Source organism: Streptomyces sp. R-07, assembly GCF_049913175.1.
Taxonomy (GTDB): Bacteria; Actinomycetota; Actinomycetes; order Streptomycetales; family Streptomycetaceae; genus Streptomyces.
Map to the genome: position 1 here is coordinate 3,460,938 of NZ_CP183978.1, position 13,420 is coordinate 3,474,357.

The window sequence follows — 13,420 nt, forward strand, 5'->3', positions numbered from 1 at the left end:
CTTGCGATCGTGCCAACTAATCAACGTTCCACCCATGAGCTGACCGTGCAGAACATTTGCCTGCAATCGGTACTGTGCTCCTTAGAAAGGAGGTGATCCAGCCGCACCTTCCGGTACGGCTACCTTGTTACGACTTCGTCCCAATCGCCAGTCCCACCTTCGACAGCTCCCTCCCACAAGGGGTTGGGCCACCGGCTTCGGGTGTTACCGACTTTCGTGACGTGACGGGCGGTGTGTACAAGGCCCGGGAACGTATTCACCGCAGCAATGCTGATCTGCGATTACTAGCAACTCCGACTTCATGGGGTCGAGTTGCAGACCCCAATCCGAACTGAGACCGGCTTTTTGAGATTCGCTCCGCCTCACGGCATCGCAGCTCTTTGTACCGGCCATTGTAGCACGTGTGCAGCCCAAGACATAAGGGGCATGATGACTTGACGTCGTCCCCACCTTCCTCCGAGTTGACCCCGGCGGTCTCCTGTGAGTCCCCATCACCCCGAAGGGCATGCTGGCAACACAGGACAAGGGTTGCGCTCGTTGCGGGACTTAACCCAACATCTCACGACACGAGCTGACGACAGCCATGCACCACCTGTATACCGACCACAAGGGGGGCACTATCTCTAATGCTTTCCGGTATATGTCAAGCCTTGGTAAGGTTCTTCGCGTTGCGTCGAATTAAGCCACATGCTCCGCTGCTTGTGCGGGCCCCCGTCAATTCCTTTGAGTTTTAGCCTTGCGGCCGTACTCCCCAGGCGGGGAACTTAATGCGTTAGCTGCGGCACCGACGACGTGGAATGTCGCCAACACCTAGTTCCCAACGTTTACGGCGTGGACTACCAGGGTATCTAATCCTGTTCGCTCCCCACGCTTTCGCTCCTCAGCGTCAGTAATGGCCCAGAGATCCGCCTTCGCCACCGGTGTTCCTCCTGATATCTGCGCATTTCACCGCTACACCAGGAATTCCGATCTCCCCTACCACACTCTAGCCTGCCCGTATCGGATGCAGACCCGGGGTTAAGCCCCGGGCTTTCACACCCGACGTGACAAGCCGCCTACGAGCTCTTTACGCCCAATAATTCCGGACAACGCTTGCGCCCTACGTATTACCGCGGCTGCTGGCACGTAGTTAGCCGGCGCTTCTTCTGCAGGTACCGTCACTTTCGCTTCTTCCCTGCTGAAAGAGGTTTACAACCCGAAGGCCGTCATCCCTCACGCGGCGTCGCTGCATCAGGCTTTCGCCCATTGTGCAATATTCCCCACTGCTGCCTCCCGTAGGAGTCTGGGCCGTGTCTCAGTCCCAGTGTGGCCGGTCGCCCTCTCAGGCCGGCTACCCGTCGTCGCCTTGGTAGGCCATTACCCCACCAACAAGCTGATAGGCCGCGGGCTCATCCTTCACCGCCGGAGCTTTTAACCAGCCCCCATGCAGGAGCCGGTGTTATCCGGTATTAGACCCCGTTTCCAGGGCTTGTCCCAGAGTGAAGGGCAGATTGCCCACGTGTTACTCACCCGTTCGCCACTAATCCACCCCGAAGGGCTTCATCGTTCGACTTGCATGTGTTAAGCACGCCGCCAGCGTTCGTCCTGAGCCAGGATCAAACTCTCCGTGAATGTTTACCGGTAATCCGGTGAGACACTCGCGTTGAGCGGGACAGTCATGCCGGAATATGGCCGACCGTCCACAGCGTCCTCGCTGTAGTGTGCCACCCCGAGGGGTGGACTTGTTCAAAGGAACCTCGACCATCCGAAGATGGACGGGGTATCAACTAATCTGGCGTTGATTTTTGGCACGCTGTTGAGTTCTCAAGGTGCGGACGCTTCCTTCGTTCCTGTTTCCAGGCCCTCCGGGCGCTTCCTTCGTTTCCGACTCTATCAGATCTTTCCGACCCGATTTCCTCGGCGCTTTCCGGTCCCTTTCGCTTTCGCTCCGGGCCCTTCCGGCGGTTCCGACTCTATCAGATCCTTTCGGCGTCTGATTCCCAGTCAGGGGGGTTCGTCTTTCCGGCTGTTGGGCCGTTCCGACGAGTGAGACTTTAGCGGATTCCTGCCCTCCGACGCTAATCGGGCGGCTTGCGCTCAGACCTTCGAACGCGAATTCCTGATTTCGCAAAAACGCACGGAAAGCACGACGGCACGGCAAAGCGCCATCAGCTTCAGTGGATCTTGCGGAATCGCTGTCCGGGGCCGACCGGAGTCGGTGCTCACGTCGGACAACTCGGAGAACCTTACGGATCGGGGGATGCCGTGTCAACCCTGGTCCGTGGGGGTTCCTCTGCCCGGGTGACGGAAGGCGTTGCGGTAGTCGCGGGGGCTGGTGGCCAGGTGGGAGGCGAAGTGCTGGCGCATGGTGACCTCGCTGCCGAAGCCCGCGCGGCGGGCCACCTCGGGGAGGGGGTGGTCGGTCCGTTCGAGGAGCTTCTGGGCTGCCGCGACGCGCTGGGTGATGAGCCAGTGGAGGGGGGTGGTTCCCGTCGTGGCCTGGAAGTGGCGGGCGAAGGAGCGGGGGGACATGCCGGCGAGGGCGGCCAGGCTCGCGACGGTGTGGGGTTCGGCGAGGTGGGCCAGGGCGTGAGCCCGTACGGCGGCGAGGGCGTCGGCGTCGCGGTCGGCGCGGGGCGTGGGGTGCTCGATGAACTGGGCCTGGGTTCCCGTTCGGAAGGGGGCGGTGACCATCGAGCGGGCGACGGTGGCGGCGGCTTCGGCTCCGTGGGCGGTGCGGACGAGGTGGAGACAGAGGTCGATGCCGGCGGCGGTGCCGGCCGAGGTCCAGATGCCGGTGTCCTCGACGAAGAGCGCGTCGGGTTCGACCTGGACGGCGGGGTGGAGGGCGGCCAGGGTCCCGGCCAGGTGCCAGTGGGTGACGGCGCGGCGGCCGTCGAGGAGACCGGCGCGGGCGAGGACGAAGGCGCCGGCGCAGAGCGAGGCGACCGGGATGCCCGCGGTGTGGGCGCGGCGGAGGGCGTCGAGGACGGGGGCCGGGAGGTCGGCGTAGGGGTCCTCGATGCCGGGGACGACGACGAGGTCGGTGGGGGTGAGGTCGTCGAGCCAGGTGAGCGGGCGGTCGGGGGTGAGGGTGAGGCCGCCGCGCAGGGGGATGGGGGCGTGCGGGTCGGTGGCGGTCCGGTGGAGCTCGAAGGGCGGGACGCCGCGGAGGGTGCGGTCGCTGTCCCAGACCTCGGTGATGACGGAGACGTCGAAGGCGCGGATGCCGGGGAAGGAGACCAGGGCGATGCGCTGGGGGCGGGATTCGGTGGGCGACGACACGTATGGCAGTAAAGCATCGATCGCTGGCATTCGTACCTCTGGGAGGGAGGCGCCGGCGGCGGGAGGATCGTGGTCATGGAGATCAACGAGAACGCAGCGCTGGTGGTCATCGACGTGCAGAAGGGCTTCGAGCTCGACTTCTGGGGCCGTCGGAACAACCCGGAGGCCGAGGAGAACATCGCGGCTCTGATCGACGTGTGGCAGGAGACGGGACGCCCCGTCGTCTTCGTGCGGCACGACTCGCCGCGGGCGGGTTCGCCGCTGGAGCCGGGGACCGAGGGGAACGCGTTCAAGGACTTCGTCGAGGAGCGGCGGGGGAAGGGGTCCGGTCCCGAGCTGTTCGTGACGAAGTCCGTGAACTCGGCGTTCTACGGGGAGCCCGACCTGGACGCGTGGCTGAAGGGTGCCGGGGTCGAGCAGTTCGTGGTGGTGGGGATCCAGACCAACATGTGCAACGAGACCACGGCCCGGATGGGCGGGAACCTCGGGTACGACGTGCTGTTCCCGATCGATGCCATGCACACCTTCGACCTGGGCGGGCCGTTCGGATGGACGCAGAGCGCCGAGGAGCTGACCCGGGCGACGGCGGTGTCGCTGCACGGCGGGCGGTTCGCCCGGGTCGTGACCACGGAGGACGTGGTGAAGGGTGCGGTCGCTGAGTAGTCGGGTGAGGCGCTCAGCTGTTGCCGGAGGCGAGCTCGCGGCTGCGGTCGCGGGCCGCTTCCAGGGCGGCGATCAGGGCGGCCCGTACGCCGTGGTTCTCCAGTTCGCGGATGGCGCTGATGGTGGTGCCGGCCGGTGAGGTGACGGCCTCGCGGAGCTTGACCGGGTGCTCGCCGCTGTCGCGGAGCATGACGGCGGCGCCGATGGCGGCCTGGACGATGAGGTCGTGGGCCTGGGCGCGGGGCAGGCCGAGGAGGATGCCCGCGTCGGTCATGGCCTCGACGAGGAAGTAGAAGTACGCGGGTCCGGAGCCGGAGAGGGCGGTGGCGGCGTCCTGCTGGGACTCGGGGACGCGGAGCGTCTTGCCGACGCCGCCGAAGATCTCCTCGGTGTGGGCCAGGTGCTCGGGGGTGGCGTGGCTGCCGGCCGAGATGACGGACATGCCCTCGTCGACGAGGACGGGGGTGTTCGGCATGACGCGGACGACGGGGGTGCCGGCGGCGAGGCGGTCCTCGATGAACGAGGTGGGGATGCCCGCGGCGGCGCTGATCACCAGGCGGTCGGCGGCGACGTGGGGGGTGAGCTCGTCGAGGAGCCGGCCCATGTCCTGGGGCTTGACGGCCAGGATGAGGGTGTCGGCGCGCTTGGCGGCCTCGGCGTTGGTGACGGTCTCGACCCCGTAGCGGTTGCGGAGCTCCTCGGCGCGTTCGGCGCGGCGGGCGGTGACCAGGAGGTTCGCGGGGCGCCAGCCTGCACGGATCATGCCGCTGAGGAGCGCTTCACCGATCTTGCCGGTGCCGAGGACTGCGACGGTCTGGGTCATGGGTCTGTTCACCTCGCCGGAGGGGGCCTTTTGGACATCCTTTCACCGGTGGGGCTCGGGGCGCGTGGGGTGTCCGAGGGGCGGTCAGGCGGTGCGGCGGCGGAGGGTGGCGGCGCCGAGGCCGAGGACCAGGACGGCGCAGCCCGCGACGACGAGGGCGTCGCGGACGAAGTCGGTGGTCATGTCGGTGTGGCGGAGTACCTCGTTCATGCCGTCGACGGCGTACGACATGGGCAGGACGTTCGAGAGGGCTTCGAGGGCGGGGGCCATCCGGTCGCGCGGGGTGAACAGGCCGCAGAGCAGGAGCTGGGGGAAGATCACGGCCGGCATGAACTGGACGGCCTGGAACTCGGACGCGGCGAAGGCCGAGACGAAGAGGCCGAGGGCGGTGCCGAGGAGGGCGTCGAGGAGGGCCACCAGGAGGAGGAGCCAGGGGGAGCCGATGACGTCGAGGCCGAGGAACCAGACGGCGAGGCCGGTGGCGAGGACGGACTGGAGGACGGCGACGAGTCCGAAGGCGAGGGCGTAGCCGGCGATGAGGTCGGCCTTGCCGAGGGGCATGGCGAGGAGGCGTTCCAGGGTGCCGGAGGTGCGTTCCCTGAGGGTGGCGATGGAGGTCACCAGGAACATCGTGATGAGCGGGAAGATGCCGAGGAGCGAGGCGCCGATGCTGTCGAAGGTCCCCGGGCTTCCGTCGAAGACGTAACGGAGCAGGAAGAGCATCAGGCAGGGGACGAGGAGCATCAGGGCGATCGAGCGCGGGTCGTGGCGCAGCTGGCGCAGCACGCGGGCGGCGGTGGCGAGGGTGCGGTTCGCGTTCACGGTCGGGGCTCCTTGGGGGTTGCCTTCGCTTCGAGGGCCGCGCGGGCGTTCGCCGCGTCGACGAGGTGGAGGAAGGCCTCTTCGACGGTGGCGGTGTCGTTGCGGCGGCGGAGGGCCTCGGGGGTGTCCTCGGCGAGGATCTCGCCTTCGCGCATGAGGAGGAGCCGGTGGCAGCGCTCGGCCTCGTCCATCACGTGGGAGGAGATGAGGAGGGTGTTGCCCCGGTCTGCGGCGATCCGGTGGAAGAGGTTCCACAGGTCGCGGCGGAGGACGGGGTCGAGGCCGACCGTGGGCTCGTCGAGGACGAGGAGCTCCGGGGTGCCGAGGAGGGCGACGGCGAGGGAGACCCGGCTGCGCTGGCCGCCGGAGAGCCGGCCCGCGAGGGAGTCGGCGTGGTCGGCGAGGTCGACGTCCTCGACCGCCCGGTCGACCGCGGTGCGGCGGTCGTGGCGGTGGGCGCGGCCGGGGAGCAGGACGGCGGCGAAGTAGTCGAGGTTCTGGCGGACGGTGAGGTCGTCGTAGACGGACGGGGCCTGGGTGACGTAGCCGATGCGGGAGCGGAGGGCGGGGTCGCCGGCAGGGCGGCCGAGGACGTCGAGGGTGCCGGTGACCTTGGCCTGAGTGCCGACGATGGCGCGCATGAGGGTGGTCTTGCCGCAGCCGGAGGGGCCGAGGAGGCCGGTGACCTGGCCGGTCGGGACGGTGAAGTCGAGGCCTCGGAGGACTTGGCGGTCGCCTCGGGTGGCGGTGAGGGCTTCTGCGGTGATCGCTGCGCTTTGCGCGGGGTCCTTCGGGTCACCCGAGGCCGCGTAATTCATCATGTGATGAATAGTGGGCCTGGGGGTGTGGGGCGTCAAGGACCTGGGTGGGGTCGGCTGCGGGAGCGCGGGGCGGCCGATGGTGAGGGGTGCGCCGCGCAGGTGGTGCGGGTTCAGGCGCGGAACGCGGAGGCGCCGCTGAGGGCGCCGTCCCGTGTGCCCCCTCCCCCAAGCTCTCGGCTTCGCTCGAGCAGGGGGGACCCCCATCGCCTCTGGGGGTCCCCCGGACGAAGTCTGGGGGAGGGGACGATCGCCCACACGGGGGCGGGCGCCGTCCTGGCGGGCACGGACCGCCGCTACTTGCGCTTCGGCTTCTTGCGGGTGGACGGGTTGCCCGTGCGGGCGCCTCGGCGCTTTTCGTACGACGCCACTGCCGTTTCGTGTTCCGTGCGGTGCAGCTTCTCGCCGGGGGCCTCGACGAAGCAGCGGGCGGCGTACGCCAGGAGGGCGCCGATGAAGCCGATCGCCTTCAGGCTGCGGAGGGACTCCTCGCGGGCCGGGTCGGCCGGGCGGCGGACGAAGCCCTCCCAGGTCTTGGCGAACGCGATGGCGCTGCAGACCGCGAACATCAGGACGACAAGGACGTTGACGATGCCGCCGACGTCGGCGATCTGCAGGCCCTCGTAGGCGAAGCGCAGCACGAAGCAGGCCGCGACGGCGGCGGCGAGCGCGCCGGCGGCCAGGCCGGCGCGGCGCAGCGCGTAGTGGCCGCTGTGGTCGACCCAGGTCGTGCCGAAGAAGCGGATCTCCTCCGGCTGCGGCCCGGAGGGGACACCGGTCTTGCTGGGGGTCTGCTGCTCTTCGTCGCTCACAGGGTCGATTATCCCCGGGGCGACGGAGAAGGGCTCAGACGCAGCTCGGTGCGACCATGTCGTCGCTTCCCGTGTGGACGTACGCGTCGGAGACGTACTCGCCCGGCGCTATGTTGTCCCAGATGTTCGTCGTGCCGTACGGGCCGCTGATCCACTCGCCGTACCTCTGGCAGTGGATGGCGACCGTGGCGCCGAGCGCCAGCGTCCGGACGATCGGGTACTTCGTGCTCGGGCCCGAGCGCACGTTCACCCGGTAGCCCGGTGCGACCTCGTAGCGCGTGGTCATGATGTCCTCCCCCTGTGGCGCAAAAGCGCTCCGCCGAGTTTCACTCTCCGCGACGCGCAGGCTAGCAAGCCCCACCGACATCCGGGGCACCATGGACTAGGCTCCGTCGGGTCGCGCACGTGCGCGCGATGTGACGGGGACTCACACGGGGGTGGGCGATGCCACCGTTGCGCGGCACCGGGGCCGAGCGGTATGCGGAGGAGCCCGAGTACGCGGGCGACTACCGGCTCCAGGCCTGTCTGGGGGCCGGCGGCATGGGCGTCGTGCACCTCGCGAGCTCCGCCTCCGGGCTGCGGCTCGCGGTCAAGGTCGTGCACGGACGGTATGCGGAAGACCCTGAGTTCAGGGCGCGTTTCCGCCAGGAGGTCGCGGCCGCCCGCCGGGTCAGCGGGGCCTTCACCGCGCCGGTCGTCGACGCCGACCCCGATGCCGTACGCCCCTGGATGGCGACCCTCTACGTGCCCGGCCCCACCCTCGCCGACCAGGTGAAGCGGAACGGCCCGCTGTCCCCCGCCGAGCTGCGCCGGCTCACCGCCGGGCTCGCGGAGGCGCTGCGCGACATCCACCGGGCCGGGGTCGTCCACCGGGACCTCAAGCCCAGCAACGTCCTGCTGACCGACACCGGGCCCAAGGTCATCGACTTCGGGATCTCCCGGCCGGTCGACAGCGATCTGCACACGGAGACCGGCAAGCTCATCGGCTCGCCGCCGTTCATGGCGCCCGAGCAGTTCCAGCGGCCGAGGGAGGTCGGGCCGGCGGCGGACGTGTTCGCGCTGGGCGCCGTGCTCGTGCACGCGGCGACCGGGCACGGCCCCTTCGACTCCGACAGCCCCTACATCGTGGCGTACCAGGTCGTCCACGACGAGCCCGACCTGACGGGGGTACCCGCGGACCTGGCGCCGCTCGTCGCCCGCTGCCTCGCCAAGGAGCCCGCCGAGCGGCCGACCCCGGCCCAGATCATGCGGGCGCTGCTGCCTCCCTCGTACGCGGCCGAGGCCTTCATACCGGCGCAGCGGCGGCGGCCCGCCCTGCCCGAGGGCGACGACACCGGCCCCGCGTGGGACGCGGACACGCCGGTGCGCGTCACCGCGCCGGCCCCGCCGCCCCGACGCGGACCGCGGATCCGGCCGCGCCCGACGATCGCCGTCGCCGCCGCGCTCGCGCTGACCGCGGCCGGCCTGTACGCGGCGCTCAGCCGTCCGACGGACGTCAGGCCCGAGACCCCCACGAGCCCGGCCGAGGCGGCCACCTCCTTCACCGGCTGGCACACCGAGCTCCAGAAGCACGGTCCTTCGGCCGCGCCCGCCTGCGTCCATGGCACGGGCGCGCTGTACTGCGCGGCCCCGGGCATCGGTCTCGCCCGGGTCGACCCGGTGACCGGGCAGGTCCTCTGGTCGCGGACCGGGCCCGTCGAGCAGGGGGCCCCGAGGGCTCCCGAGTTCCTCGCGGACGGCCTGGTCGGCGCCGCCGCTCCGACCGGCCCCCTGCGGGCGTACGCGGCCGGGGACGGCGCGCCCGGCTGGACCGCCCGCGGAGCGCTCCCCGAGGCGTACCGGCCGGCCGGCTCCGCCGTCGTCCTGTCCGACGGCGTCGGCGGCATCCGGGCGGTCGACGCCCGCAGTGGCAAGGAGCTGTGGCGGCACGGCCTGACCGGCTTCGGGGTGCCGCTCCCGGGACCGTACGACGCGCCCTCCGGGCTCCTCACGGTGTCCGAGGCCTCGCCCGACGGGAAGCACACCCGGGTCGGCGCCGTCCGTCCCGCCACCGGCGAGGTGGTCTGGCAGCGGAACCTGGACGGCGACCTCGACCCGCTGGGCCGCACCGGCGACGGCACGCTGGTCCTGGCGTCCTTCCGCGACGCCTCGCTGATCGACGCCCTCGTCCTCCTGGGACCGGGCGACGGCGGTGACGGCGACCCCGGAGCCGTACGCGAGCTGTCCCTGCCCTACCGGATGGAGCTCGGGGGCATCGCCGTGCGCGGCGCCGTCGTCCATCTCCTCGACGCGAACGGGCACCTCACCGCCTTCGACACCGCCGCGCCGAAGGGACGGGTGCTGTGGGACCTGGAGACGGCGGCGGGGAACGTGTCGCAGCCGGTCCTCGGCCCCGGCGACCGGCTCTACCTCTCCGTCCAGGACGGCCGGCTGCTCGCCGTCGACACCGCGCGCGGCGCTCTGATCGGCCAGACCCGGCCGCGGCTGCGGAACGGCCGCCTCGACTACGTGCCCCTGGTGCCCGCGCCGCTGGTCGCCGGGGACCGGGTGTTCGGGACGGCGCCGGACAGTTCCGTGTTCGCGGTGGACGCGCGCGACCCGGCCGCCTGGTGAGCATCTGACCTACGGAACGACGGAGGGGAGCGGGCTTCTCGGCCCGCTCCCCTCCGTCGTATGTCTGCTGCCGGGCTCAGCCCAGCTTCGACACGTCCCGGACCGCGCCCTTGTCGGCGCTCGTGGCCATCGCCGCGTACGCCCGCAGCGCCGCCGACACCTTGCGCTGCCGGTTCTTCGGCGCGTACACGCCGCCGAGGGCCTCCCGGCGGGCCGCGAGGGTCGCGTCGTCGACGAGGAGCTCGATCGAGCGGTTCGGGATGTCGATGCGGATGCGGTCGCCGTCCTCGACGAGCGCGATCGTGCCGCCCGACGCCGCCTCCGGCGAGGCGTGGCCGATGGACAGACCCGAGGTGCCGCCCGAGAAGCGGCCGTCCGTGACGAGGGCGCAGGTCTTGCCCAGGCCCCGGCCCTTGAGGAAGGAGGTCGGGTAGAGCATCTCCTGCATGCCGGGGCCGCCGCGCGGGCCCTCGTACCGGATGACGACCACGTCGCCGTCCTTGACCTGCTTGTTCAGGATCTTCTCGACGGCCTCGTCCTGCGACTCGCAGACGACCGCCGGGCCCTCGAAGGTCCAGATCGACTCGTCGACGCCGGCCGTCTTCACGACACAGCCGTCGACGGCGAGGTTGCCGTGCAGGACGGCGAGGCCGCCGTCCTTCGAGTACGCGTGGGCCGCGTCGCGGATGCAGCCGCCGGCCGCGTCCACGTCGAGCGCCGCCCAGCGCTCGGACTGGGAGAAGGCGGTCGCCGAGCGGACGCAGCCGGGGGCCGCGTGGAACAGCTCGACTGCCTCGTCCGACGGGGAGCCGCCGCGGACGTCCCAGGTGTCCAGCCACTCCTTGATGGAGCGGGAGTGGACGGAGTGGACGTCCTCGTCGAGGAGACCGGCGCGGTACAGCTCGCCGAGGAGGGCCGGGATGCCGCCCGCCCGGTGCACGTCCTCCATGTAGTACGTGCGGTCCTTGGCGACGTTCGGGGCGACCTTGGCCAGGCAGGGCACCCGGCGCGAGACCTCGTCCATGTCGGGCAGGCCGTAGTCGAGCTCGGCCTCCTGGGCGGCGGCGAGCAGGTGCAGGATCGTGTTGGTCGAGCCGCCCATGGCGATGTCGAGGGCCATGGCGTTCTCGAAGGCACCGCGGGTCGCGATGGAGCGCGGCAGGACGGAGGCGTCGTCCTCGTCGTAGTAGCGACGGGTGATGTCGACGACCGTGCGGGCCGCGTCCTCGTACAGCCCCTTGCGGGCGGTGTGGGTGGCGAGCAGCGAGCCGTTGCCCGGGAGGGAGAGGCCGATCGCCTCGGTCAGGCAGTTCATCGAGTTGGCGGTGAACATGCCGGAACAGGACCCGCAGGTCGGGCAGGCGTTCTCCTCGATCCGGAGGATGTCCTCGTCCGAGATCTTGGGGTTCACGGCGTCGGACATCGCGTCGACCAGGTCGAGGGTGCGGACCGTGCCGTCGACCAGCGTCGCGCGCCCGGCCTCCATCGGACCGCCGGAGACGAAGACCGTCGGGATGTTGAGGCGCAGGGCGGCCATCAGCATGCCGGGGGTGATCTTGTCGCAGTTGGAGATGCAGATCAGGGCGTCGGCGCAGTGCGCCTCGACCATGTACTCCACGCTGTCGGCGATCAGGTCGCGGGAGGGCAGCGAGTAGAGCATGCCGCCGTGGCCCATCGCGATGCCGTCGTCGACGGCGATCGTGTTGAACTCGCGGGCGATGCCGCCGGCGGCGGTGATGGCCTCGGAGACGATCCGGCCGACCGGCTGGAGGTGGGTGTGGCCGGGGACGAACTCCGTGAAGGAGTTGGCCACGGCGATGATCGGCTTCCGGCCGATGTCCGCGCCGGGTACACCGGAGGCGCGCATAAGGGCGCGTGCGCCCGCCATGTTGCGGCCGTGGGTGACAGTGCGGGACCTCAGCTCGGGCATCGCTGCTCGCTCCTCGTGATGGGTGTGCTTGCTTTCGAGCGTACGCCGACACTCCAAGATCTGGACAGGGCGTCCGCAATACGGGACGGGTGTTCAGGTCTCGGACGGGCCTGTACGCCTACTCCTCAGGCTTCGGTCAGGTAGCGCTGGAGGGTCGGGGCCACCTGTTCGACGATCCGCTCCGGGTCCGCCGAGGCCAGCGGCTCGACCTGGATCACGTACCGCATGATCACGATCCCGATCATGTGGGACGCGGCCAGCTCCGCGCGGAAGCTCGGGTCCGGCACGTCCAGCTCGGCCGCGATCCGCTCCAGGAGCCGGCGCAGCACGAAGCTCCGCAGCACCTTGGCCGCCGCCTCGTGGGTGAGCGCGGAGCGGACGATCGCGAGGAGCGGGGCCCGGGAGGCCGGGTTCTCCCAGACGCCGATGAAGAAGCGCGCGAGCCGTTCGCCGATGGCCTCGCGGGGGCCGCCGAGGATCGCCGGGACGACGGCCGTGGGCTCGAAGGAGACCTCGATGGCGGCGGCGAAGACCTCGTCCTTCGTCCCGAAGTAGTGGTGCACGAGCGCCGGGTCCACCCCTGCGGCCTTGGCGATGCCGCGCACCGAGGCCTTGTCGTAGCCGCGCTCGGCGAACTGGGCGCGGGCCGCCTCCAGGATGCGGGTCCGTGCGTCCGGTCCGCTCTCCTCCTCGGTACGGGACGGGCGGCCGCGCCGGCGCGGGGCCGGGTCCGTCATGGGCGGGGTGCCCGCCCGGTCGGGCGGGCGGCCGGAGCGGGGTGCGTGGCCGCCGGGGCGGAGTGGGGGGCCGGAGCGTGGCGGCCGGTCGCCGTGGCGAGGTGGAGCCGGGTGAAGGCGAGGGCCTCCGCGAGATCGGCCTCGCGTTCGGCGGCTGACATCGCACGGCGGGTGTTGACCTCGATGACGACGTGCCCGTCGAAGCCGGTGAGCGCGAGCCGCTCCAGGAGCTCGGCGCAGGGCTGGGTGCCGCGCCCCGGGACGAGGTGCTCGTCCTTGGCGGAGCCCTTGCCGTCGGCGAGGTGGACGTGGCCGAGCCGGTCGCCCATGCGGTCGATCATCGCGAGGGCGTCGGTGCGGGCGGTCGCGGTGTGCGAGAGGTCGACGGTGAAGTGCCGGTAGTCGTCCTTGGTGACGTCCCACTCGGGGGCGTACGCGAGCATCTCGCGGTCCTTGTACCGCCACGGGTACATGTTCTCGACGGCGAAGCGGACGTCCGTCTCGTCGGCCATCCGCCAGATGCCGGTCACGAAGTCCTTGGCGTACTGGCGCTGCCAGCGGAACGGCGGGTGCACGACGACCGTCGACGCGCCGAGCCGCTCGGCCGCCGACTGCGCGCGCTGGAGCTTGGTCCACGGATCGGTGGACCAGACGCGCTGGGTGATGAGGAGACAGGGGGCGTGCACGGCCAGGATCGGGACCTGGTGGTAGTCGGAGAGCCGGCGCAGCGCCTCGACGTCCTGGCTGACCGGATCGGTCCACACCATGATCTCGACGCCGTCGTACCCGAGGCGCGCGGCGATCTCGAAGGCCGTCGCCGTCGACTCCGGATAGACCGAGGCCGTCGACAGGGCGACCTTCGCATCCGGGATGCGCACCACTGGTTCTGCCACGGAGACAGGGTACGGGGCGGGCCGGGGGGCCGGAGGGTGGTTCCG

At 70.5% G+C, this 13,420-nt stretch carries 11 protein-coding genes and 1 rRNA gene; 2 read left to right on the forward strand and 10 right to left on the reverse strand.

Annotated elements, in window-relative coordinates; all coding sequences use genetic code 11:
* Nucleotides 1-85: 85 nt before the first annotated feature.
* Nucleotides 86-1,611 (reverse strand): 16S ribosomal RNA (locus ACN9M0_RS15630).
* A 636-nt stretch (nt 1,612-2,247) separates the two neighbouring features.
* Nucleotides 2,248-3,294 (reverse strand): GlxA family transcriptional regulator, encoded by a 1,047-nt coding sequence (locus tag ACN9M0_RS15635; protein ID WP_366036795.1) that lies wholly within the window; start codon nt 3,292-3,294, stop codon nt 2,248-2,250.
* Between the two features lie 45 nt (nt 3,295-3,339).
* Between ACN9M0_RS15635 and ACN9M0_RS15640 the strand changes: the two genes are divergently transcribed.
* Nucleotides 3,340-3,927 carry a cysteine hydrolase family protein gene (locus ACN9M0_RS15640; RefSeq protein WP_366036796.1) on the forward strand — a complete coding sequence of 196 codons (588 nt, stop codon included), beginning with the start codon at nt 3,340-3,342 and terminating at the stop codon, nt 3,925-3,927.
* Nucleotides 3,928-3,940: 13 nt separating this feature from the next.
* Here the strand turns inward: ACN9M0_RS15640 and proC are convergent, their stop codons facing one another.
* The 5 genes from proC to ACN9M0_RS15665 all read right to left on the reverse strand — a co-directional run bounded on the left by proC (nt 3,941) and on the right by ACN9M0_RS15665 (nt 7,569).
* The gene (proC, locus tag ACN9M0_RS15645) at nt 3,941-4,750 is read right to left on the reverse strand and encodes a pyrroline-5-carboxylate reductase (RefSeq protein WP_366036797.1); all 810 of its coding nucleotides are present in this window, start codon (nt 4,748-4,750) and stop codon (nt 3,941-3,943) included.
* An 84-nt stretch (nt 4,751-4,834) separates the two neighbouring features.
* Nucleotides 4,835-5,572: an ABC transporter permease gene (locus tag ACN9M0_RS15650; RefSeq protein ID WP_366036798.1), complete on the reverse strand. Its 738-nt coding sequence runs from the start codon at nt 5,570-5,572 to the stop codon at nt 4,835-4,837.
* Complete coding sequence (locus ACN9M0_RS15655; RefSeq protein WP_426403776.1) at nt 5,569-6,393, reverse strand: ABC transporter ATP-binding protein; 825 nt, start codon at nt 6,391-6,393, stop codon at nt 5,569-5,571. Before ACN9M0_RS15655 ends, ACN9M0_RS15650 begins: the two co-directional genes overlap by 4 nt.
* A 293-nt stretch (nt 6,394-6,686) precedes the next feature.
* Nucleotides 6,687-7,202 carry a hypothetical protein gene (locus tag ACN9M0_RS15660; protein WP_399699469.1) on the reverse strand — a complete coding sequence of 172 codons (516 nt, stop codon included), beginning with the start codon at nt 7,200-7,202 and terminating at the stop codon, nt 6,687-6,689.
* Nucleotides 7,203-7,236: 34 nt separating this feature from the next.
* A complete protein-coding gene (locus ACN9M0_RS15665; RefSeq protein WP_426405303.1) occupies nt 7,237-7,569 on the reverse strand; it encodes an SH3 domain-containing protein in 333 nt (110 codons plus the stop codon).
* A 77-nt stretch (nt 7,570-7,646) separates the two neighbouring features.
* Here ACN9M0_RS15665 and ACN9M0_RS15670 point away from each other — a divergent pair, with 77 nt between their 5' ends.
* Nucleotides 7,647-9,815: a protein kinase domain-containing protein gene (locus ACN9M0_RS15670; protein ID WP_426403777.1), complete on the forward strand. Its 2,169-nt coding sequence runs from the start codon at nt 7,647-7,649 to the stop codon at nt 9,813-9,815.
* Nucleotides 9,816-9,891: 76 nt separating this feature from the next.
* Here the strand turns inward: ACN9M0_RS15670 and ilvD are convergent, their stop codons facing one another.
* From ilvD to ACN9M0_RS15685, 3 genes are all read right to left on the reverse strand, one after another.
* On the reverse strand, nt 9,892-11,745 hold the full coding sequence (gene ilvD / locus ACN9M0_RS15675; protein ID WP_366036802.1) for a dihydroxy-acid dehydratase: 1,854 nt from the start codon (nt 11,743-11,745) through the stop codon (nt 9,892-9,894).
* 125 nt (nt 11,746-11,870) lie between these two features.
* Nucleotides 11,871-12,482 (reverse strand): TetR family transcriptional regulator, encoded by a 612-nt coding sequence (locus tag ACN9M0_RS15680; protein WP_366036803.1) that lies wholly within the window; start codon nt 12,480-12,482, stop codon nt 11,871-11,873.
* Entirely contained in the window at nt 12,479-13,375 is an 897-nt protein-coding gene (locus tag ACN9M0_RS15685) for a sugar phosphate isomerase/epimerase family protein (RefSeq protein WP_366036804.1), read from the reverse strand. The genes ACN9M0_RS15680 and ACN9M0_RS15685 overlap by 4 nt, the downstream gene beginning before the upstream one ends.
* Nucleotides 13,376-13,420: the final 45 nt, after the last annotated feature.

Coding starts and splice junctions, on each gene's coding strand:
- ACN9M0_RS15635 (WP_366036795.1), bottom strand. CDS start 3,294: ATGCCAGCGATCGATGCTTTACTGCCATACGTGTCGTCGCCCACCGAA.
- ACN9M0_RS15640 (WP_366036796.1), top strand. CDS start 3,340: ATGGAGATCAACGAGAACGCAGCGCTGGTGGTCATCGACGTGCAGAAG.
- proC (WP_366036797.1), bottom strand. CDS start 4,750: ATGACCCAGACCGTCGCAGTCCTCGGCACCGGCAAGATCGGTGAAGCG.
- ACN9M0_RS15655 (WP_426403776.1), bottom strand. CDS start 6,393: ATGATGAATTACGCGGCCTCGGGTGACCCGAAGGACCCCGCGCAAAGC.
- ACN9M0_RS15665 (WP_426405303.1), bottom strand. CDS start 7,569: ATGTCGGTGGGGCTTGCTAGCCTGCGCGTCGCGGAGAGTGAAACTCGG.
- ACN9M0_RS15670 (WP_426403777.1), top strand. CDS start 7,647: ATGCCACCGTTGCGCGGCACCGGGGCCGAGCGGTATGCGGAGGAGCCC.
- ilvD (WP_366036802.1), bottom strand. CDS start 11,745: ATGCCCGAGCTGAGGTCCCGCACTGTCACCCACGGCCGCAACATGGCG.
- ACN9M0_RS15680 (WP_366036803.1), bottom strand. CDS start 12,482: ATGACGGACCCGGCCCCGCGCCGGCGCGGCCGCCCGTCCCGTACCGAG.